This is a genomic window from Pseudomonas sp. Larv2_ips (assembly GCF_963879675.1).
Lineage (GTDB): Bacteria > Pseudomonadota > Gammaproteobacteria > Pseudomonadales > Pseudomonadaceae > Aquipseudomonas.
Window position 1 is genome coordinate 1375643 of record NZ_CAWOAW010000027.1, and the last position, 18122, is coordinate 1393764.

Consider the following 18122-nt stretch of genomic DNA (forward strand, 5'->3'; position numbering starts at 1 on the left):
CCTAGGTTCGAATCAAGTGGCCGCTGGCCGCAAGTAATTGGCCGTCCAATAATGCACCGTGATCGCCAAGAATCAACCGCCCCTCGGCAAACCAGCGAACAGCCAGCGGGTAAATCCTGTGTTCCTGGGTGTGAACCCGTTGCGCAAGTGTCTGCGCTGAATCTGCAGACTCTACCGGAACCACTGCCTGTACGACCAGAGGGCCGCCATCGAGTTCCTCGGTCACAAAGTGCACGCTGCAGCCGTGCTCGCTGTCGCCGGCCTCAAGCGCACGTTGATGCGTGTGCATGCCTTTGTACTTGGGGAGCAGGGAAGGGTGGATATTGAGCAGGCGCCCTTCGTAGTGCCGCACGAAATTGGCGCTCAGAATGCGCATGAAGCCGGCGAGGACTACGAGTTTGGGGTTAAAGGCGTCGATCAGTTCGATCAAGGCGCTGTCGAAGGCCTCGCGGCCGTCAAAGGCCTTGTGATCCAGGGAGCGGGTTTCAATGCCCGCGTCCCTGGCGCGTTGCAGGCCGTAGGCGTCGCTGCGATTGGAGATCACCGCAGCGATGCGCACCGGGCTGTCGCCGGTGCGCGTGCTGTCGATCAAGGCCTGCAAGTTACTGCCGGTGCCGGACAGCAGCACCACGACATCACAGGTCTGAAACATCAATGGGCCTTGAGGTTCTTCAGTTCAACCTGAGCTGCGCCTTCCGGGGCAGTCGCGATCTGGCCGATGACCCAAGGCTGCTCGCCCGCTTCACGCAGAACGTTCAGCGCTGTTTCAACATGCTCTTGAGCCACGCAGATGACCATGCCGACGCCGCAGTTCAGTACGCGGTGCATTTCGGTCTCGTTGACGTTGCCTTTCTCTTGCAGCCAGTCGAACACCGCAGGACGCTGCCAGCTGGCCACGTCGACGATCGCCTGGGCGCCTTTTGGCAGAACGCGCGGGATGTTGTCCAGCAGGCCGCCGCCGGTGATGTGGGCCATGGCTTTGACGGCGCCGGTGTCCTTGATCAGCTTGAGCAGTGGTTTGACGTAGATGCGTGTCGGGGCCATCAGCAGGTCGGTCAGCGGCTTGCCATCGAGTTGAATGTTCTCGATGTCGGCACCGGACACTTCGATGATCTTGCGGATCAGCGAGTAGCCGTTGGAGTGCGGGCCCGAGGATGGCAGCGCGAGCAGGGCGTCACCGGCAGCGACTTTGGAGCCGTCGATGATTTCGGATTTTTCGACAACGCCGACGCAGAAGCCGGCCAGGTCGTAGTCTTCGCCTTCGTACATGCCTGGCATTTCAGCGGTTTCGCCGCCGACCAGGGAGCAACCCGACAGTTCGCAGCCTGCGCCAATGCCGGTCACGACCTGGGTCGCGGTCTCGACGTTGAGCTTGCCGGTGGCGTAGTAGTCGAGGAAGAACAGTGGCTCGGCCCCGCACACCACCAGGTCGTTGACGCACATGGCAACCAGGTCGATGCCGATACTGTCGTGCTTGTTCAGGTTCAAGGCCAGGCGCAGCTTGGTGCCCACGCCGTCGGTGCCGGAGACCAGCACAGGCTGTTTGTAGCCGGCCGGGATTTCGCAGAGGGCGCCAAAACCGCCCAGGCCGCCCATGACTTCGGGGCGCGCAGTGCGCTTGGCGACGCTCTTGATGCGTTCGACCAATGCTTCACCGGCGTCGATGTCTACACCGGCGTCCTTGTAGCTCAGGGAGGGTTGCTTGCTCATGATCCAGGCCTTTAGGGGGGATTTCTGGGTAACGACCGAGCTGGCGAAGGCTTTCGTGAAGAGGCCCAGCCGTTGACGGTCTGCGAAGGCGCGCGATTTTATCAGGCTTGAGGGGCAGCGGCCATCCTCGGGCCGACGGGCAGGGCCATAAAGGTTAAAAAGCGCGGTTAAAAAATTGCTAATCGTCTCTGTGATGGCGCGTATTAAGGTATAGCCTTTAACCCGCTATCGTTATGACAGTACGAAAACTTACCGCGACCCTGTGAATGTTTTACCGGCTGCTGTGGTCACAGCCTGGCAAGCCGGGTTCACGCGGTCTGTTCCAGCCGCTAAATTTGTCGTTCGGGAATCTTCCATGCGTCTGTGTAAATTCTTCTTTGTAGGCTGCTTGTCGTTGGTCAGCCTGGCGAGTCATGCCGAAACCCTCAATGGCCTGTACCAAGTACTTGAACCGGTCAGCAGCCAGTCGCCCCAAGAGCGCGACCAGGCCACCCAGCGTGCCGTGCAAACCCTGGTGATCCGTTTGACTGGCGACGCCAAAGCTGCCGAAGGCCCGGGCCTGGCGGCGATTCGCAAAGATCCGCAGCAAATCATCAGCCAGTATGGCTACGACGCCGGCCCCCCAGAGAGCCTGCAAGTGGATTTCGACCCGGTGAGCACCGATCGCGCCCTGCGTGCAGCGGGCCTGTCGATCTGGGGCAGCAATCGGCCGTCGATTCTCGGCTGGTGGCTGAACGACTCAACCGAAGGCAGCAGCCTGGTGGGTGATGGTCAAGCCGTTGCCGGTGCCTTGCGCCGTGCGGCGCAACACCGGGGTTTGCCGTTGCGCCTGCCGCTGGGTGATCTGGATGAGCAGGTCGTCGCCACCGCGCCGAATCTGGAAAGCGCCGATGCCACGCCACTGCGTGCAGCCTCCGAGCGCTACGGTACCGACGCGTTGCTCGCGGTGCACGCCCGTCAGGAAGGCAACCAGTGGCAGGCCAAATGGCGCCTGTGGTTGGGCGACAAAACTGAGCAAGGCACTGCTCAGGGCGCCGACACCGCTGCCGTGGCCGACGCCGTATTGCTGGCTGTCAGCCAAAAGCTGGCGCCACGCTTTGCGGTCAAGCCCGGTGTGAGCAGTGAACAATTGCTCGAAGTGCAGGGCATGAACCTGGAGCGCTACGCTTCACTGGGCCATCTGCTCGAACCTTTTGGTGGTCAGCCGCAGCTGGTCGACGGGACTCGCATTGTGTACCGCGTCAACGGCAGTGCTGATCAATTGCGTACCCAGTTGAGCCTGGCCAAGTTGCAGGAAGTGCCTGCGGGCGAAGCTGCTGTTCCGCCGCCGGTGGCGGAGGGTGCGCAGGCGCCCGCAGCACCTGAACCTCAGGCGCAGCTGCGTTTTCGGTGGTAACTGTTCTTCCTATATAGATAGAAGCAAATAATGGAGTGGTTTATGGCGGATACGCGTCGTTGGGTGTGGCTTGGCGGGATTGTCCTGCTGTGCGTTTTTGTGTTCTTGCTGCATTCGATCCTGACGCCGTTCCTGGTCGCGCTGCTGCTGGCTTACCTGTTCGATCCCGTGGTGGATCGCCTGGAGAAGGCCGGCCTGTCGCGCACCTTGGGGGTGGTGGCGGTGTTTGCCTTGTTCACGTTGATCATCACCGCGCTGGTATTGGTGCTGGTGCCGATGCTGGCCAAGCAACTGTTTCGCCTGTATGAACTGGCGCCGCAGATGCTTGACTGGCTGCAGCACACGGCAATGCCGTGGGCGCAGGCCAAGCTGGGGTTGGCGGATGGCTTCTGGAAGTTCGACAAGGTCAAGGCGGCGATCAGTGACCACATGGGCCAGACCACCGACATCGTCGGTGTCGTGCTCAGTCAGGCCACGGCGTCCAGTTTGGCGTTGATCGGTTGGTTGACCAACCTGGTGCTGATTCCGGTGGTGGCGTTCTACTTGCTGCGTGACTGGGACATCATGATGGCCAAGATCCGCAGCCTGCTGCCGCGCAACAACGAGGAGCGCATCGTCTCGCTGGCGGAGGAGTGCCATGAGGTGCTGGGCGCGTTCGTGCGTGGCCAGTTGCTGGTGATGCTCGCGCTGGGAATCATCTACGCAGCGGGGTTGATGGCGATCGGCCTGGAGCTGGGCCTGTTGATCGGCTTGATTGCCGGTCTGGCTGCCATCGTGCCGTACATGGGCTTTGTGATCGGGATTGGCGCGGCGCTGGTGGCGGGGTTGTTCCAGTTTGGCGGCGACCTGTACCCGATGCTCGGGATTGTTGCAGTGTTTATGGTCGGCCAAGCCCTTGAAGGGATGGTGTTGACGCCCTTGCTGGTGGGCGACCGGATCGGCCTGCACCCGGTGGCGGTGATCTTTGCGATCCTGGCAGGCGGTGAGCTGTTTGGCTTTACGGGCATCCTGCTGGCGCTGCCGGTGGCGGCGGTGATCATGGTGCTGGTGCGCCATGTGCATGATCTGTACAAGGATTCGGATGTGTACACCGGGGTCGAAGACCCCGATCTGTAACCGCTTCGTCACAAACCCGGCCCAGGCCGGGTTTGTTGTTTCTACGGGCGGGGTGTCAAACAATTTGCGCAAATCGCCCAAGTTAACGCAAACCTTTGATTTTGCTTGTGGTCTGCTGCATTGTGCGCCCGGCGTCACGGGTATAAACTTTGCAAACTTTACACAGAGGCCACTAACGGTTCGTTTGGAGCCGTTCAGTCAGCATGAAACCGATTCAGCTGCCCTTGGGTGTGCGTCTGCGTGACGACGCCACCTTTATCAATTACTACCCAGGCGCCAATGCCGCTGCACTCGGCTATGTCGAGCGGCTTTGCGAAGCCGACGCCGGGTGGACTGAAAGCCTGATCTATCTGTGGGGCAAGCACGGCGTGGGGCGTACCCACCTGTTGCAGGCGGCGTGCCTGCGCTTCGAGCAAATGGGCGAACCGGCGGTTTACCTGCCGTTGGCGGAGTTGATGGACCGTGGTATCGGCATCTTCGATCACCTGGAGCAATACGAACTGGTGTGCCTGGATGATCTGCAGGCCATCGCCGGCAAGGCGGATTGGGAAGAGGCGCTGTTCCACCTGTTCAATCGGCTGCGTGACAGTGGCCGGCGCCTGTTGATCGCCGCGTCTACCTCGCCGCGTGAACTGCCGGTGAAGCTGGCCGACCTCAAGTCGCGCCTGACCCTGGCACTGATCTTCCAGATGCGCCCATTGTCCGACGAGGACAAATTGCGCGCCCTGCAACTGCGCGCATCCCGTCGCGGCCTGCACCTGACCGACGAAGTCGGGCATTTTATTCTCACCCGCGGCACCCGCAGCATGAGCGCATTGTTCGATTTGCTCGAACAGCTCGATCAGGCCTCGCTGCAGGCTCAGCGCAAGCTGACCATACCCTTCCTCAAGGAAACCCTCGGCTGGTAGCCAGCCCTTGTATTGCGCGGCTTTCGGCAAATTTCAGGCGCCAGAAAACCTGCGTTTGGGCCGCTTTGGCCACGCAAAAGGCGTGTAATGGGTGTTAAGCGGTTAGATGTCATCGCTCAAACAAGAAGTCACATAGATCACGATTGAATTTGCAAATCGATGTGATAGTGGGCATAGTCTCGACTTCTTTACATACCAGCCACGGTCGTGCCCATGCTAAATCGCTTCGCACCCCTCGTGCCTCTCGCACTCGTTACCCTGTTGTTTGGTTGCGCCACCCACACTCAAAACGTGGCTGAGCAGCAAAAACCAGCACAACAGTCCCAGGCAAAATTCGTTGCAACGCAGTCTTCCACTGTTTACGAGGAAGAAGTTGCAACTGAAAAGGAACTCGCCGACTTCGCCGGCAGCAAGCCTTACCAGCTTCCAGTTCTGGCCGACAGCATTCTTGAACGCGGCATGTCCCTGATCGGTACCCGTTACCGTTTCGGCGGTACCTCTGAAGCCGGTTTCGACTGCAGCGGCTTCATCGGCTACCTGTTTCGTGAAGAAGCCGGCATGAACCTGCCTCGCTCGACCCGCGAAATGATCAACGTGGATGCACCGTTGGTCGCACGCAACAACCTCAAGCCCGGTGATCTGCTTTTCTTTAGTACGGCGGGCCGTGGTCGTGTCAGCCACGCCGGTATCTACTTGGGCGATAACCAGTTTATTCACTCCAGCAGCCGTCGCAGTGGCGGTGTCCGCGTCGACAATCTGGGTGACAGTTACTGGAGCAAAACCTTCATCGAAGCCAAGCGTGCACTCGCCATGGCCCCGACGACGGTTACCGCTAGCAAGTAAAGTTAAAGTGATACTTGAAGTTTGACGTGTAAGCGCTAGAATCCCTGGATATTGTTGTAATCCGTTCGCGCGAGCTTTGCTTGCGCGTTCTGGTTTTCAGCGTTCGGCAGCGAAAAGCCGCATCCAGACCAGGATTGTTCTGCCCATGTCGACCTCAGCCCGCCTCATTCTTCTTGTTTGCGCCGCGCTCTTCAGCGCCTGCGCAAGCCGTCCACCGCCGCCCGCTCCCGTAGTGGTCAAGCCTAAGCCGGTGTTCAATTACTCCACGCAAAATTTCTCGCCGGCCGCCGAAGACGTGCTCTTCCGTGCGTTGGGCCTGGTCGGCACACCTTATCGCTGGGGCGGCAACACGCCGGACTCCGGGTTTGATTGCAGCGGCCTGATCGGGTTTGTCTACCGTGACGCTGCGGGCATCAGCCTGCCGCGCACCACCCGTGAATTGATCGTGATGCGTGCCCAGGACGTGAGCGAAAATAACCTGCAGACCGGCGACCTGATCTTCTTTGCCACTGGCGGCGGCTCCCAAGTAAGCCACGCGGGTATCTACGTGGGCGAAGGGCGATTCGTGCATGCACCGCAGACCGGCGGCACGGTGAAGCTGGATACGCTGTCCAAAGCCTATTGGCAAAATGCCTACCTGAGCGCCAAGCGCGTGTTGCCGGCGAATCTGGCGCGCAACCCGTAAGGCGAGTGCAGATCCCGATGTGGGAGCGGGCTTGCTCGCAAAGGCGGTGGATCAGTCGATACGCCTGATGGCTGACACTCCGCTTGCGCGAGCAAGCCCGCTCCCACATTGGTTTGCGCTGTACCCGAGATCGGCTATTTGGCTGCCGACACCCGCCACACCTTATTCCCCACGTCATCGGCCACCAGCAAATCTCCCTGCTGATCAATCACCACGCCGACCGGTCGGCCCATGGCTTTCTCATCGCTGTTGAGAAACCCGGTCAGCACATCCACCGGCTGGCCTTTGGGTTGGCCGCCTTCGAACGGCACGAAGATCACCTTATAGCCACTGTGCGGTTTGCGGTTCCACGAACCGTGCTGGCCGATAAACGCGCCGTTGCTGAACTGCGCCGGCAGTTTGCTGCCCTCGGCGAAGGTCAGGCCCAATGACGCGGTGTGCGGCCCCACGGCATAGTCCGGAGCGATGGCCTTGGCGACCAGGTCCAGGTTCTGCGGCGTGACGCGCACATCCACGTGTTGCCCGTAGTAGCTGAATGGCCAGCCATAAAACGCGCCATCCTTGACCGACGTGATGTAGTCCGGCACCAGGTCGCTGCCGATCTCGTCGCGCTCGTTGACCGCCGTCCACAGCTTGCCGCTCTGCGGTTCCCACGCCATGCCGTTGGGATTGCGCAGGCCGGAGGCGAAAATACGGTGCTGGCCTGTGGCACGGTCGACTTCCCAGATTGCCGCGCGGCCTTCTTCGGCTGCCAGGCCGTTTTCGCCGACGTTGCTGTTGGAGCCGACACTCACGTACAGCTTGCTGCCGTCCTTGCTGGCCACCACGTTTTTCGTCCAGTGGTGGTTGATGCTGCCACCCGGCAGGTCGACCACCTTGGTGCCGGCGGCCTTGATCGCGGTTTCGCCCGGCTGATAAGGGAAGCGCAGCAGTTTGTCCGAGTCCGCCACGTACAGGTCGTTGCCGACCAGGGTCATGCCGAACGGCGAGTTGAGGTTCTCCAGGAACACGGTGCGGGTCTCGGCCACGCCATCGTGGTCGGCATCGCGCAGCAGGGTGATGCGGTTCGGGCTCGGCACGGCGGCACCGGCGCGCCCCATGACCTTCTCCATCACCCAGCCGCGAATACCCTTGGCGTCATCCGGCTTGGGCGGCGCGTTGGTTTCCGCCACCAGCACGTCGCCGTTGGGCAATACATACAGCCAGCGCGGGTGATCCAGGCCTTCTGCAAACGCCGCGACCTGAGTGCCGGCGGCAGCTGTCGGCTTCGCGCCGTCTGGCCAGCCAATCGCCGGGGCGATGTTCACCGTGGGGATCAGGGTTTTGTTCGGCTCCGGCAGCTTGGGTGAGGGCCCGGTGCCGTCGGACACCTGCAGAGTAGAGCTTTCACCGCAGGCGGCGAGGGTGCCTGCGAGCATGATCAGTAAGGCAAGTCTGGTTTTATGCATGGTTTTCTCCTTGATACCTGTAAGGGTAGAGGCGTTTGCCGGTCCGATCGTTCAAGTGCAAGGCCGGCTTTAATTGACGCTCCACCCCCAACCCACTAACCTTCGCGGCTTGTTCCAGGTGCTCTGTGACCTGTGGGTCGACAGAGTGAAACAGGGAAGCCGGTGAGTGAGCGCACTTGTACACAGTGCTGCCGCGATTCCGGCGCTGCCCCCGCAACGGTAAATGAGTCAAGACGGTGCCTTTTGCCACTGTATCCGCGTGATATGGGAAGGCGCGCCGTCGGCCTGCTCGCTCCGCTGAGCAAGCGCCACTCATGAGTCCGGAGACCGGCCTGGATCATCCAACAGCATCACGGTGGGCGATGCTTGGCTGTCTGTGTGTCTATTTTCCTGCCCGCCGTTTTTTGTCCAGCCCCAACGGAGAGCTGCCATGACCGATTCCCCCGACCGCGACGAACGCCACCTGGCGCGCATGCTGCGCAAAAAAGCCGTGATCGATGAACGCATCGCCAATTCCCCGAACGAATGCGGCTTGCTGCTGGTATTGACCGGCAACGGCAAAGGCAAAAGCAGCTCGGCGTTTGGCATGCTCGCCCGCGCCATGGGCCATGGCATGCAGTGCGGCGTGGTGCAGTTCATCAAGGGGCGCAACAGCACCGGCGAGGAGTTGTTCTTCCGTCGCTTCCCCGAGCAAGTGCGCTTTCACGTGATGGGCGAAGGCTTTACCTGGGAAACCCAGGACCGCCAGCGCGACATCGCCGCCGCCGAAGCCGCCTGGGCAGTTTCGCGCCAATTGCTGCAAGACCCGTCGATCGGCCTGGTCGTGCTGGATGAGCTGAACATCGCCCTCAAGCACGGCTACCTTGATCTGGACCAGGTACTCAGCGACCTGCAAGCCCGCCCGCCGATGCAGCACGTGGTGGTCACCGGCCGTGGCGCCAAGCCCGAGTTGATCGAAATGGGCGACACCGTCACCGAAATGGGCATGCTCAAGCACGCATTCCAGGCCGGTATCAAGGCACAGAAGGGCGTCGAACTTTGAACCAGCCCCGTCATTGCCCGGCCGTACTGATCGCCGCACCGGCATCCGGCCAGGGCAAAACCACCGTCACCGCGGCGCTGGCGCGTTTGCACCGCAACCTGGGACGCAAGGTGCGCGTGTTCAAGTGCGGGCCGGACTTTCTCGACCCGATGATTCACGAGCGCGCCAGCGGTGCGCCGGTGTACCAGTTGGACATGTGGATGGTCGGCGAGCAGGAAAGTCGCCGTTTGCTGTGGGAAGCGGCGGGCGAGGCTGACCTGATCCTCATCGAAGGCGTGATGGGCCTGTTCGACGGCACGCCCTCCAGCGCCGACCTGGCGCGGCACTTTGGTGTGCCGGTGCTGGGCGTGATCGACGGCACCGCCATGGCCCAGACCTTCGGCGCGCTGGCCTTGGGCCTGGCGCGCTATCAGCCGGACCTGCCGTTCGCCGGCGTGCTGGCCAACCGCGTCGGTACCCTGCGCCATGCGCAATTGCTTGAAGGCAGCCTCACTGAAGGCCTGCGCTGGTACGGCGCGTTGTCGCGTGAAACCGGCATCGAGTTGCCCAGCCGCCACCTGGGCCTGGTGCAAGCCAGCGAATTGAATGACCTCGATATGCGCCTGGACGCCGCCGCCCAAGCCCTGGGCAGCAGCTGCGAAGTCGCCGTGCCGCCACCGGTGACGTTCGCCGCGCCCGAAGTGATCGAGGCCGAGCCGCTGCTGGCGGGCGTGCGCATCGCCGTGGCCCGCGACGAAGCCTTTGCGTTTACCTACGGCGCCAGCCTCGACCTGCTGCGCGCGATGGGCGCCGAATTGCGCTTCTTCTCGCCGATTCACGATAGCCAATTGCCTGAGGCCGACAGCCTCTACCTGCCCGGTGGCTACCCGGAATTGCACCACCAGGCGCTGTCGGAAAACACCCCGATGCTTAACGCCATTCGCGCGCATCACGCGGCAGGCAAGCCGTTGCTCGCCGAGTGCGGCGGCATGCTCTACCTGCTGGACTCGCTGACCGATGTCGACGGCACCCGTGCCGAATTGGTTGGCCTGCTGCAGGGCGACGCGGTGATGCAAAAGAAGCTGGCGGCGCTGGCTTTGCAAAGTGTCGAGTTGCCGGAAGGCGTGCTGCGCGGCCATACCTATCATCATTCGCTGACCAGCACCGAATGGGCGCCGATCGCCCGAGGCTTGAGCCCTAATGGCGGGCGTGGCGCCGAAGCGGTTTACAGGCAGGGGCGGATGACGGCTTCCTACGTGCACTTTTATTTCCCCTCCAATCCGGCGGCGGTGGCTGCATTGTTTGCGCCTGGCCCTGAGACCGCTATCGCGGGCAAGCCCGTTCCCACAACTGACCGAGTTGAAACTCAATCCAATGTGGGAGCGGGCTTGCCCGCGAAGAGGCCATGACGGACAACGCCTTCCCCCAAGCCGACCGCGACGCCGTCTACCGCGCCATCGCCGAACGCCGCGACATGCGCCATTTCATCGGCGGCAGCGTGGCCCCCGAGTTGCTGCAACGCCTGCTCCAGGCCGCACACCAGGCGCCCAGCGTCGGCTTGATGCAACCGTGGCGATTCATCCGAATCAGCGACCGCGCGCTGCGCGGCCAAATCCAACAGTTGGTGGAAGAAGAGCGCGTGCGCACCGCCGAGGCCCTGGGCCAGCGCTCCGACGACTTCATGAAGCTCAAGGTCGAAGGCATCCACGACTGCGCCGAAGTGCTGGTGGCCGCGCTGATGGATGATCGCGAGCGCCACATCTTTGGCCGGCGCACCTTGCCGGAAATGGACATGGCGTCGCTGTCCTGTGCGATCCAGAACCTGTGGTTGGCCGCCCGCGTCGAAGGCCTTGGGATGGGCTGGGTTTCGTTGTTCGAACCCCAGGCCCTGGCCGACCTGCTGCGGCTGCCGGCGGGTGCAAAGCCCTTGGCGGTGTTGTGCCTGGGGCCGGTGGCCGAGTTCTACCCGGCACCGATGTTGCAACTAGAAGGCTGGACCGAACCTCGGCCGCTGAGTGACATGGTGTATGAGAATGTGTGGGGAGTGAGTCAATGAGTGTGGCCTTGCTGTGTGTCGCTGCGGTGGCGCTGGATGCGCTGCTGGGCGAGCCCAGGCGCTGGCATCCGCTGGTGGCGTTCGGCAACTTTGCCGGGCGTATCGAGCAACGTTTCAACAGCGGCGGCCGCGGGTGGCGCAGCCATGGCGTGACCGCCTGGTTTATCGCGGTGGTGCCGCTGACGTTGCTGGCCACCGTGCTGTCGTGGGCACCGTATATCGGCTGGGTGCTGGAGATTCTGGCGCTGTACATGGCGCTGGGCATGCGCAGCCTTGGCGAGCACGTGCTTCCAGTCGCCCAGGCGTTGCGCAGCGGTGACCTGGATGAAGCGCGTAAACGCGTGAGCTACCTCGTCAGCCGTCAGACCAGCGAACTGGACAGCACTGAAGTCGCGCGCGCTGCGACTGAATCGGTGCTCGAGAACGGCAGCGATGCGGTGTTCGCCGCGCTGTTCTGGTTTGTCGTGGCCGGCGTGCCCGGCGTGGTGCTTTATCGCCTGAGCAACACCCTTGATGCCATGTGGGGTTATCGCAACGAGCGCTTTGAGCGTTTCGGCTGGGCGGCGGCAAAAATCGACGATGTGCTCAACTACATTCCTGCGCGTCTGGTGGCGTTGACCTACGCGGTACTCGGCAAAACCCGCCTGGCGCTTAAATGCTGGCGCACCCAGGCACCGACCTGGGACAGCCCCAACGCCGGGCCGGTGATGGCGGCCGGTGCGGGCGCTCTGGGTGTTGAACTGGGCGGGGCGGCGATTTATCACGGCGAGTTGCATCAGCGTGGGCAGTTGGGCGAAGGCCCGGCGGCCGATGCCGACGCCATCGAGCGTGGCTGGCAACTGGTGCAGCGCGGCGTATGGTTATGGCTGTTGATCCTGTGCGCGGGGGCGCAATTTTATGCTTGAGCACGGTGGCCGGCTGCGTAAGGCAGTGATTGAGTACGGGATTGCCGAGGCGGACTGGCTCGACCTGTCCAGCGGCCTGGCGCCCTGGCCGTGGCCGATTCCCGAGATTCCGCTGCGGGCCTGGGCGCGATTGCCGGAAACCGACGACGGCCTGGAAAAGGCCGCCAGCGAGTACTACGGCGCCGCCCACGTGTTGCCGGTGGCGGGTTCCCAGGCGGCGATTCAGTTGCTGCCGCGCTTGCGTCGCTCCGGCAAGGTCGGCGTGTTGTCGCCGTGTTATGCCGAACACGCCGAAGCCTGGCGCCGCGCCGGTTACGTGGTGCGCGAAGTGCAGGAGCAGGAAGTCGACTTTTTTCTCGACGGCCTCGACGTGCTGGTGGTGGTCAATCCGAATAACCCCACCGGCCTGAGTCTGCCGCCGCAGCGCCTGCTCGATTGGCACTCACGGCTGGCCCAGCGTGGCGGCTGGCTGGTGGTGGACGAAGCGTTCATGGACGTGACCCCGCAATTGAGCCTCGCCAGCCAGGCCCATCAAGTCGGCCTGATTGTGTTGCGCTCATTCGGCAAGTTCTTTGGCCTGGCCGGTGTGCGCCTGGGCTTTGTGCTGGCGGAACGCAAGCTGCTCAAGCTGTTGGCCGAACAGCTTGGCCCGTGGGCAGTCAGTGGGCCGACGCGGGTGCTTGGCCAGGTTTGCCTGCGCGATACGACCGGGCATGCCGAGCAGCGTCATCGCTGTATCGAGGCTGGCCAGCGCTTGTTTGCGCTGCTTGAGCGGCACGGTTTTGAGCCCCAGGGCGGCTGCGCGTTGTTCCAATGGCTGATCACCCCGCACGCCGAACGCCTGCACGAATTCATGGCCCAACGCGGCATCCTGCTGCGCCTGTTTGTCCACGACAGCAGCCTGCGCTTCGGTCTGCCCGACACTGAGGCCGATTGGTTGCGACTCGATGATGCCCTGGCCGCTTACAAGGACGCCGCATGAGTACGTTGATGGTGCAAGGCACCACGTCTGACGCCGGTAAAAGCACGCTGGTGACCGCGCTGTGCCGTTGGCTGGTACGCCAAGGCATTGGCGTGGTGCCGTTCAAACCACAGAACATGGCACTCAACAGCGCCGTCACCGCTGAGGGCGGCGAAATCGGCCGCGCCCAGGCCGTGCAGGCCCAGGCCGCCAATCTGGCGCCGCACACCGACATGAACCCGGTGCTGCTCAAGCCCAACAGTGACACCGGCTCCCAAGTGATTATCCATGGCCGTGCCGTGACCAGCATGAACGCCGTGGCCTATCACGACTACAAGGCCATCGCGATGCAGGCGGTGCTCGCCTCTCATGCACGGTTGAGCGAGGCCTACCCGGTGGTGATGGTGGAAGGCGCGGGCTCCCCGGCGGAGATCAATCTGCGCGCCAATGACATCGCCAATATGGGATTCGCCGAGGCGGTGGACTGCCCGGTGTTGTTGATCGCCGATATCAATCGCGGCGGCGTGTTTGCGCATCTGGTCGGCACCCTCCAATTGCTGTCGCCGACCGAGCAGGCACGGGTCAAAGGCTTCATTATCAATCGCTTTCGCGGTGATATCGCGCTGTTGCAGCCGGGGCTCGATTGGCTCGAAGCGCGCACCGGCAAGCCGGTGGTGGGCGTGCTGCCCTACGTGATGGACCTGCACCTGGAAGCCGAAGACGGCATTGACCAGCGCCAGATCGACAAGGCCGCCCAAGTACTCAAGGTGGTGGTACCGGTGTTGCCGCGCATCAGCAACCACACGGATTTTGACCCGCTGCGTTTACATCCCCAGGTGGATTTACAGTTTATCGGCCCAGGCCAGGCCATTCCGGCTGCCGACCTGATTATCCTGCCGGGCTCCAAAAGCGTGCGCAGCGATCTGGCCTATTTGCGCGCTAACGGCTGGGACACTGCCATTGCGCGGCACTTGCGCTATGGCGGCAAGGTGCTGGGGATTTGCGGCGGTCTGCAGATGCTCGGCGAGCAGGTGCATGACCCGCTCGGCCTGGAAGGCTTGGCCGGTTCCAGCGAGGCTCTGGGCTTACTGGCGTTCAGCACGACGCTGGAACAAGAGAAACAATTGCGCAATGTGCGCGGACGGTTGCTGCTGGAGGACGCCGAGGTCAGTGGTTATGAAATCCATGCCGGCGTGACCTCCGGCAGTGCCTTGTCGAACGCTGCCGTGCTGTTGGATGACGGCCGCCGTGACGGTGCCCTGAGTGAAGACGGTCAGATTCTTGGCACGTATCTGCACGGCGTGTTCGAAACCCCGGCGGCGTGCAGTGCTTTACTGCGTTGGGCCGGGCTGCAGGATGTACAAGAGGTGGATTATCACGCCCTGCGCGAGCGCGACATTGAGCGCCTCGCGGACCTGGTGGAGAACCATCTGGACACCGAACTGGTGCGCAAACTATGCGGGATCTGACGGTGCACACCCAATCCCCCAGCAGGTGCCGGCTCGCCTGCGAGGGCGCCCGGCCAGCCAACCCCGGTTCAACTGATACACCTCGCCTTAAAGGTGGGAGCGGGCTTGCTCGCGAATGCGGTGTTTGGGTGACAAATCGGCTGACTGACACACCGCGTTTGCGAGCAAGCCCGCTCCCACACGGGCCAGTGCCCGCCTCACACTGTCAGCCGGCCAACACAGGTGCCTTCCCATGTATCAACTGATCCTCGGCGGCGCCCGTTCCGGCAAGAGCCGCCTCGCCGAAAAGCTGGCGAGTGACTGTGGCTTGCTTGTCACCTACATCGCCACCAGCCAGCCGCTGGACGGCGAGATGAACGAGCGCGTCGCACTGCATCGCCAGCGCCGTCCCGATCACTGGGGGCTGATCGAAGAACCCATCGAGCTGGCGCGTGTATTGCGCGAAAGCGCCGCCGCCGACCGCTGCCTGCTGGTGGATTGCCTGACCCTGTGGCTCACCAATTTGTTGATGCTGGAGAACCCGGCACGCCTGGCGTTCGAGCGCGATCAACTGCTGCAAACCCTGGTCTCGCTGCCGGGTGAAATCATTTTTGTCAGCAACGAAACCGGAATGGGTGTCGTGCCGCTGGGCGAATTGACTCGCCGCTATGTGGATGAAGCCGGTTGGCTGCATCAAGCCTTGGCCGAGCGGTGTCAGCGTGTGGTCCTGACCGTCGCCGGCCTGCCCCTGACTTTGAAAGGTACTGCGTTATGACTGACTCCTGGTGGCTCAATCCCTGCAAGGCCGTCGACCCTTCGGCGCATGAACACGCGCTGGCTCGTCAGCAGCAACTGACCAAGCCAGCCGGCTCGCTCGGCCAGCTCGAAGCCATAGCGGTGCAATTGGCCGGCTTGCAAGGCCAGGTCAAACCTGCGGTGGATCAGGTGTGGATCGCCATCTTTGCCGGTGACCACGGCGTGGTTGCAGAAGGCGTATCGGCATTTCCACAGGAAGTGACCGGCCAGATGTTGCACAACTTTGTCACCGGTGGCGCGGCCATCAGTGTATTGGCGCGGCAGTTGAATGCGCAGCTGGAAGTGGTCGACCTCGGGACCATCACGCCGTCGTTGGATCTGCCGGGCGTGCGTCATTTGAATATCGGCGCCGGCACGGCCAACTTCGTCAACGGCCCGGCGATGACCGCAGCGCAAGGGCGACTTGCCCTGCAAGCCGGGCGTGACAGTGCGCACCGTGCGTTGCAAAGCGGCGCACAGCTGTTTATCGGCGGCGAGATGGGCATCGGCAACACCACTGCCGCCAGTGCCTTGGCGTGCGCCTTGCTCGATTGCCAGGTGAGCGACCTGACCGGCCCGGGCACCGGCTTGAACGCCCAGGGCGTCAGCCACAAAGTGGCGGTGATTGAACGTGCGCTGGCCTTGCATGCAGCGCAACGTGACGACGCATTGAACACGTTGTTCAACCTGGGTGGTTTCGAAATTGCCGCGTTGGTGGGGGCTTATCTGGCCTGCGCCCAGGAAGGCATCGTGGTGCTGGTGGACGGGTTTATCTGCACGGTCGCGGCGCTGGTGGCTACACGCCTGAATCCGGCGAGCCGTGAGTGGTTGGTGTTCGGCCACCGCGGCGCTGAGCCCGGTCATCGTCACGTGCTGCACAGCCTTGACGCGAAACCGCTGCTGGAACTGGGCCTGCGCCTGGGTGAGGGCAGCGGTGCGGCGCTGGCGGTGCCGTTGTTGCGCCTGGCGTGCGCGCTGCACGGGCAGATGGCGACGTTCGCCGAAGCCGCCGTGGCAGACCGCCCGGCATGACCTTGCACCTGGACCTGCTGCGCCACGGCGAAACCGAACTGGGCGGCGGCCTGCGCGGCAGCCTGGACGACGCGCTCACCGCCAAAGGCTGGGAGCAGATGCGTGCCGCCGTGGCAGAGCAGGGGCCGTGGGACCGGTTGGTCAGTTCGCCGCTGCAACGCTGTGCGCTGTTCGCCCACGAGCTGGGCGCACGGCTGCGGGTGCCGGTGAGCTTGGAAAAGGATCTGCAGGAGCTGCACTTCGGCGCCTGGGAAGGGCAGAGCGCGGCGGCGCTGATGGAAACCGATGCCGAAGGCTTGGGCCGGTTCTGGGCCGATCCTTACAGCTTTACACCGCCTGAAGGCGAGCGCGTCAGCGACTTTTCGGCACGCGTTCTCGGCGCCGTCTCACGCTTGCATCAGGCATATGCCACACAGCGCGTGCTGTTGATCAGCCACGGTGGCGTGATGCGGCTGCTGCTGGCGCAGGCGCGCGGTTTGCCGCGTGAGCAGCTACTGAATGTCGAGGTCGGCCACGGTGGGCTGTTCAGCCTGCAGGTGACGGCCGATGGTGTGTTGAAGGAAGGAGTCTGAAGATGCTGGCGTTCTGGATCGCCCTGCAATTTCTCAGCAGCCTGCCGATTCGCCTGCCCGGCATGCCGCAGCCTCAGGAATTGGGGCGTTCGTTGCTGTTTTACCCGGTGGTGGGGTTGCTGTTCGGTCTGCTGTTGTGGGCCTTGAGCACAGCCCTGATGGGCGCACCGTTATTGCTGCATGCTGCGCTGGTGCTGACCGCCTGGGTGTTGCTCAGTGGTGGCCTGCATCTGGATGGCCTGGCGGACAGCGCCGATGCCTGGCTTGGTGGCTTTGGCGACCGCGAGCGCACGCTGACCATCATGAAAGACCCGCGCAGCGGGCCGATTGCCGTGGTCACTCTGGGGCTGGTGTTGTTGCTCAAATTCACCGCACTGGTGGCCTTGATCGAGCAGCACAACGGCACGGCGCTGATTCTGGCGCCGCTGATCGGGCGTGCGTCGATGCTGGCGCTGTTCCTTACTACGCGTTACGTGCGTGCAGGCGGTTTGGGTCAGGCACTGTCGGATCATTTGCCCAGGATCGTCGGCCAACAAGTGCTGATCCTCAGCGGTCTGGCCTGCGTCCTGATCGGCGGTTTCAGTGGCGGGATCGCTGTTTTACTCGCTGCGCTGTGCTTTATCGGGCTGCGTCAGTTGATGGTCGACCGGCTGGGTGGCACCACGGGTGACACGGCCGGCGCATTGTTGGAGTTGCTGGAAGTCGCGGTTTTGGTCGGTTTGGCGCTGTAACACTTTCTTGCATTTTCACAATCGCGGGTATATACACGCTCCATGCTTGCCTCCCAATGTTTATGCACCAACCTGCGACGTGCCGCCCGTGGCGTCAGCAGGCATTACGACGGCGCTCTCGACGGCTTCGGGATCAACGTTGCCCAGTATTCTTTGCTGTGTAACCTGCAGCGCCTCGATCAACCGAGCATTTCCAGCCTGGCCGAAGCCATGGGCCTGGACCGCAGTACCCTGGGGCGCAACCTGCGGGTATTGGAGGGCGAGGGCTTGGTGCAGTTGGTCGAGGGCGATGACCTGCGTAACCGCTTGGTGGTGTTGACCGTCGCCGGCGAAGAACGCCTGGCTGCCGCGTTGCCGGCTTGGGAGGCGGCGCAGCAGAAATTGATAGATCAGTTGGGCGCTGAAAAGCGCGAAACCTTGTTGGCCTTGCTGGACGAACTCGCCTGAGCGCGGGTTTGTTCGACTACAAGCGGGTATATACCCGCGAGCGGAGAA

At 62.7% G+C, this 18122-nt stretch carries 19 protein-coding genes and 1 riboswitch; of the genes, 16 read left to right on the forward strand and 3 right to left on the reverse strand.

What is annotated here, in order from left to right; all coding sequences use genetic code 11:
* Position 1: 1 nt before the first annotated feature.
* Together purN and purM are read right to left on the reverse strand one after the other, a co-directional pair.
* Entirely contained in the window at positions 2 to 652 is a 651-nt protein-coding gene (gene purN / locus AACV02_RS23170; RefSeq protein WP_119742238.1) for a phosphoribosylglycinamide formyltransferase, read from the reverse strand.
* Entirely contained in the window at positions 652 to 1710 is a 1059-nt protein-coding gene (gene purM / locus AACV02_RS23175; protein ID WP_020295613.1) for a phosphoribosylformylglycinamidine cyclo-ligase, read from the reverse strand. The genes purN and purM overlap by 1 nt, the downstream gene beginning before the upstream one ends.
* A 355-nt stretch (positions 1711 to 2065) precedes the next feature.
* Between purM and AACV02_RS23180 the strand changes: the two genes are divergently transcribed.
* The 5 genes from AACV02_RS23180 to AACV02_RS23200 all read left to right on the forward strand — a co-directional run bounded on the left by AACV02_RS23180 (position 2066) and on the right by AACV02_RS23200 (position 6658).
* Positions 2066 to 3106: a DUF2066 domain-containing protein gene (locus AACV02_RS23180; RefSeq protein ID WP_119742240.1), complete on the forward strand. Its 1041-nt coding sequence runs from the start codon at positions 2066 to 2068 to the stop codon at positions 3104 to 3106.
* 42 nt (positions 3107 to 3148) lie between these two features.
* A complete protein-coding gene (locus AACV02_RS23185) occupies positions 3149 to 4222 on the forward strand; it encodes an AI-2E family transporter (RefSeq protein WP_106576407.1) in 1074 nt (357 codons plus the stop codon).
* A gap of 203 nt (positions 4223 to 4425) precedes the next feature.
* Positions 4426 to 5130, forward strand: a complete 705-nt coding sequence (gene hda, locus AACV02_RS23190) for a DnaA regulatory inactivator Hda (protein WP_017134884.1) — start codon at positions 4426 to 4428, stop codon at positions 5128 to 5130.
* 213 nt (positions 5131 to 5343) lie between these two features.
* Positions 5344 to 5973, forward strand: coding sequence for a C40 family peptidase (locus AACV02_RS23195; RefSeq protein ID WP_106576408.1), 630 nt, complete (start codon positions 5344 to 5346; stop codon positions 5971 to 5973).
* 145 nt (positions 5974 to 6118) lie between these two features.
* Positions 6119 to 6658, forward strand: coding sequence for a C40 family peptidase (locus tag AACV02_RS23200; protein WP_119742242.1), 540 nt, complete (start codon positions 6119 to 6121; stop codon positions 6656 to 6658).
* A 134-nt stretch (positions 6659 to 6792) separates the two neighbouring features.
* On the opposite strand, the gene AACV02_RS23205 is transcribed toward AACV02_RS23200, so the two are convergent.
* Positions 6793 to 8106 carry a PQQ-dependent sugar dehydrogenase gene (locus AACV02_RS23205; RefSeq protein WP_106576410.1) on the reverse strand — a complete coding sequence of 438 codons (1314 nt, stop codon included), beginning with the start codon at positions 8104 to 8106 and terminating at the stop codon, positions 6793 to 6795.
* 99 nt (positions 8107 to 8205) lie between these two features.
* Positions 8206 to 8456: riboswitch (cobalamin riboswitch) on the forward strand.
* Positions 8457 to 8536: 80 nt separating this feature from the next.
* Between AACV02_RS23205 and cobO the strand changes: the two genes are divergently transcribed.
* The 11 genes from cobO (at position 8537) to AACV02_RS23260 (ending at position 18074) form a co-directional block, all read left to right on the forward strand.
* Positions 8537 to 9148, forward strand: a complete 612-nt coding sequence (cobO, locus tag AACV02_RS23210; RefSeq protein ID WP_106576411.1) for a cob(I)yrinic acid a,c-diamide adenosyltransferase — start codon at positions 8537 to 8539, stop codon at positions 9146 to 9148.
* Positions 9145 to 10536, forward strand: coding sequence for a cobyrinate a,c-diamide synthase (locus AACV02_RS23215; RefSeq protein WP_119742244.1), 1392 nt, complete (start codon positions 9145 to 9147; stop codon positions 10534 to 10536). Before cobO ends, AACV02_RS23215 begins: the two co-directional genes overlap by 4 nt.
* Positions 10533 to 11183 (forward strand): 5,6-dimethylbenzimidazole synthase, encoded by a 651-nt coding sequence (gene bluB, locus AACV02_RS23220; protein WP_119742246.1) that lies wholly within the window; start codon positions 10533 to 10535, stop codon positions 11181 to 11183. The genes AACV02_RS23215 and bluB overlap by 4 nt, the downstream gene beginning before the upstream one ends.
* Entirely contained in the window at positions 11180 to 12088 is a 909-nt protein-coding gene (gene cbiB / locus AACV02_RS23225) for an adenosylcobinamide-phosphate synthase CbiB (RefSeq protein WP_119742248.1), read from the forward strand. Before bluB ends, cbiB begins: the two co-directional genes overlap by 4 nt.
* Complete coding sequence (cobD, locus tag AACV02_RS23230) at positions 12081 to 13070, forward strand: threonine-phosphate decarboxylase CobD (RefSeq protein WP_119742250.1); 990 nt, start codon at positions 12081 to 12083, stop codon at positions 13068 to 13070. Before cbiB ends, cobD begins: the two co-directional genes overlap by 8 nt.
* A complete protein-coding gene (locus tag AACV02_RS23235) occupies positions 13067 to 14518 on the forward strand; it encodes a cobyric acid synthase (protein WP_119742252.1) in 1452 nt (483 codons plus the stop codon). Before cobD ends, AACV02_RS23235 begins: the two co-directional genes overlap by 4 nt.
* 232 nt (positions 14519 to 14750) lie before the next feature.
* Positions 14751 to 15272, forward strand: coding sequence for a bifunctional adenosylcobinamide kinase/adenosylcobinamide-phosphate guanylyltransferase (gene cobU / locus AACV02_RS23240; RefSeq protein WP_119742254.1), 522 nt, complete (start codon positions 14751 to 14753; stop codon positions 15270 to 15272).
* The gene (gene cobT, locus AACV02_RS23245; protein WP_119742256.1) at positions 15269 to 16324 is read left to right on the forward strand and encodes a nicotinate-nucleotide--dimethylbenzimidazole phosphoribosyltransferase; all 1056 of its coding nucleotides are present in this window, start codon (positions 15269 to 15271) and stop codon (positions 16322 to 16324) included. Before cobU ends, cobT begins: the two co-directional genes overlap by 4 nt.
* Positions 16321 to 16896, forward strand: coding sequence for an alpha-ribazole phosphatase family protein (gene cobC, locus AACV02_RS23250; protein ID WP_106576419.1), 576 nt, complete (start codon positions 16321 to 16323; stop codon positions 16894 to 16896). The genes cobT and cobC overlap by 4 nt, the downstream gene beginning before the upstream one ends.
* A gap of 2 nt (positions 16897 to 16898) precedes the next feature.
* Positions 16899 to 17627 carry an adenosylcobinamide-GDP ribazoletransferase gene (locus AACV02_RS23255; protein WP_119742258.1) on the forward strand — a complete coding sequence of 243 codons (729 nt, stop codon included), beginning with the start codon at positions 16899 to 16901 and terminating at the stop codon, positions 17625 to 17627.
* Between the two features lie 42 nt (positions 17628 to 17669).
* The gene (locus AACV02_RS23260) at positions 17670 to 18074 is read left to right on the forward strand and encodes a MarR family winged helix-turn-helix transcriptional regulator (protein WP_106576421.1); all 405 of its coding nucleotides are present in this window, start codon (positions 17670 to 17672) and stop codon (positions 18072 to 18074) included.
* Positions 18075 to 18122 lie beyond the last annotated feature (48 nt).

Bases quoted from the DNA above. Each gene is read 5' to 3' on its own strand.
- purN (WP_119742238.1), bottom strand. From the start codon at position 652: ATGTTTCAGACCTGTGATGTCGTGGTGCTGCTGTCCGGCACCGGCAGT.
- purM (WP_020295613.1), bottom strand. From the start codon at position 1,710: ATGAGCAAGCAACCCTCCCTGAGCTACAAGGACGCCGGTGTAGACATC.
- AACV02_RS23180 (WP_119742240.1), top strand. From the start codon at position 2,066: ATGCGTCTGTGTAAATTCTTCTTTGTAGGCTGCTTGTCGTTGGTCAGC.
- AACV02_RS23185 (WP_106576407.1), top strand. From the start codon at position 3,149: ATGGCGGATACGCGTCGTTGGGTGTGGCTTGGCGGGATTGTCCTGCTG.
- hda (WP_017134884.1), top strand. From the start codon at position 4,426: ATGAAACCGATTCAGCTGCCCTTGGGTGTGCGTCTGCGTGACGACGCC.
- AACV02_RS23195 (WP_106576408.1), top strand. From the start codon at position 5,344: ATGCTAAATCGCTTCGCACCCCTCGTGCCTCTCGCACTCGTTACCCTG.
- AACV02_RS23200 (WP_119742242.1), top strand. From the start codon at position 6,119: ATGTCGACCTCAGCCCGCCTCATTCTTCTTGTTTGCGCCGCGCTCTTC.
- AACV02_RS23205 (WP_106576410.1), bottom strand. From the start codon at position 8,106: ATGCATAAAACCAGACTTGCCTTACTGATCATGCTCGCAGGCACCCTC.
- cobO (WP_106576411.1), top strand. From the start codon at position 8,537: ATGACCGATTCCCCCGACCGCGACGAACGCCACCTGGCGCGCATGCTG.
- bluB (WP_119742246.1), top strand. From the start codon at position 10,533: ATGACGGACAACGCCTTCCCCCAAGCCGACCGCGACGCCGTCTACCGC.
- cbiB (WP_119742248.1), top strand. From the start codon at position 11,180: ATGAGTGTGGCCTTGCTGTGTGTCGCTGCGGTGGCGCTGGATGCGCTG.
- cobD (WP_119742250.1), top strand. From the start codon at position 12,081: ATGCTTGAGCACGGTGGCCGGCTGCGTAAGGCAGTGATTGAGTACGGG.
- AACV02_RS23235 (WP_119742252.1), top strand. From the start codon at position 13,067: ATGAGTACGTTGATGGTGCAAGGCACCACGTCTGACGCCGGTAAAAGC.
- cobU (WP_119742254.1), top strand. From the start codon at position 14,751: ATGTATCAACTGATCCTCGGCGGCGCCCGTTCCGGCAAGAGCCGCCTC.
- cobT (WP_119742256.1), top strand. From the start codon at position 15,269: ATGACTGACTCCTGGTGGCTCAATCCCTGCAAGGCCGTCGACCCTTCG.
- cobC (WP_106576419.1), top strand. From the start codon at position 16,321: ATGACCTTGCACCTGGACCTGCTGCGCCACGGCGAAACCGAACTGGGC.
- AACV02_RS23255 (WP_119742258.1), top strand. From the start codon at position 16,899: ATGCTGGCGTTCTGGATCGCCCTGCAATTTCTCAGCAGCCTGCCGATT.
- AACV02_RS23260 (WP_106576421.1), top strand. From the start codon at position 17,670: ATGCTTGCCTCCCAATGTTTATGCACCAACCTGCGACGTGCCGCCCGT.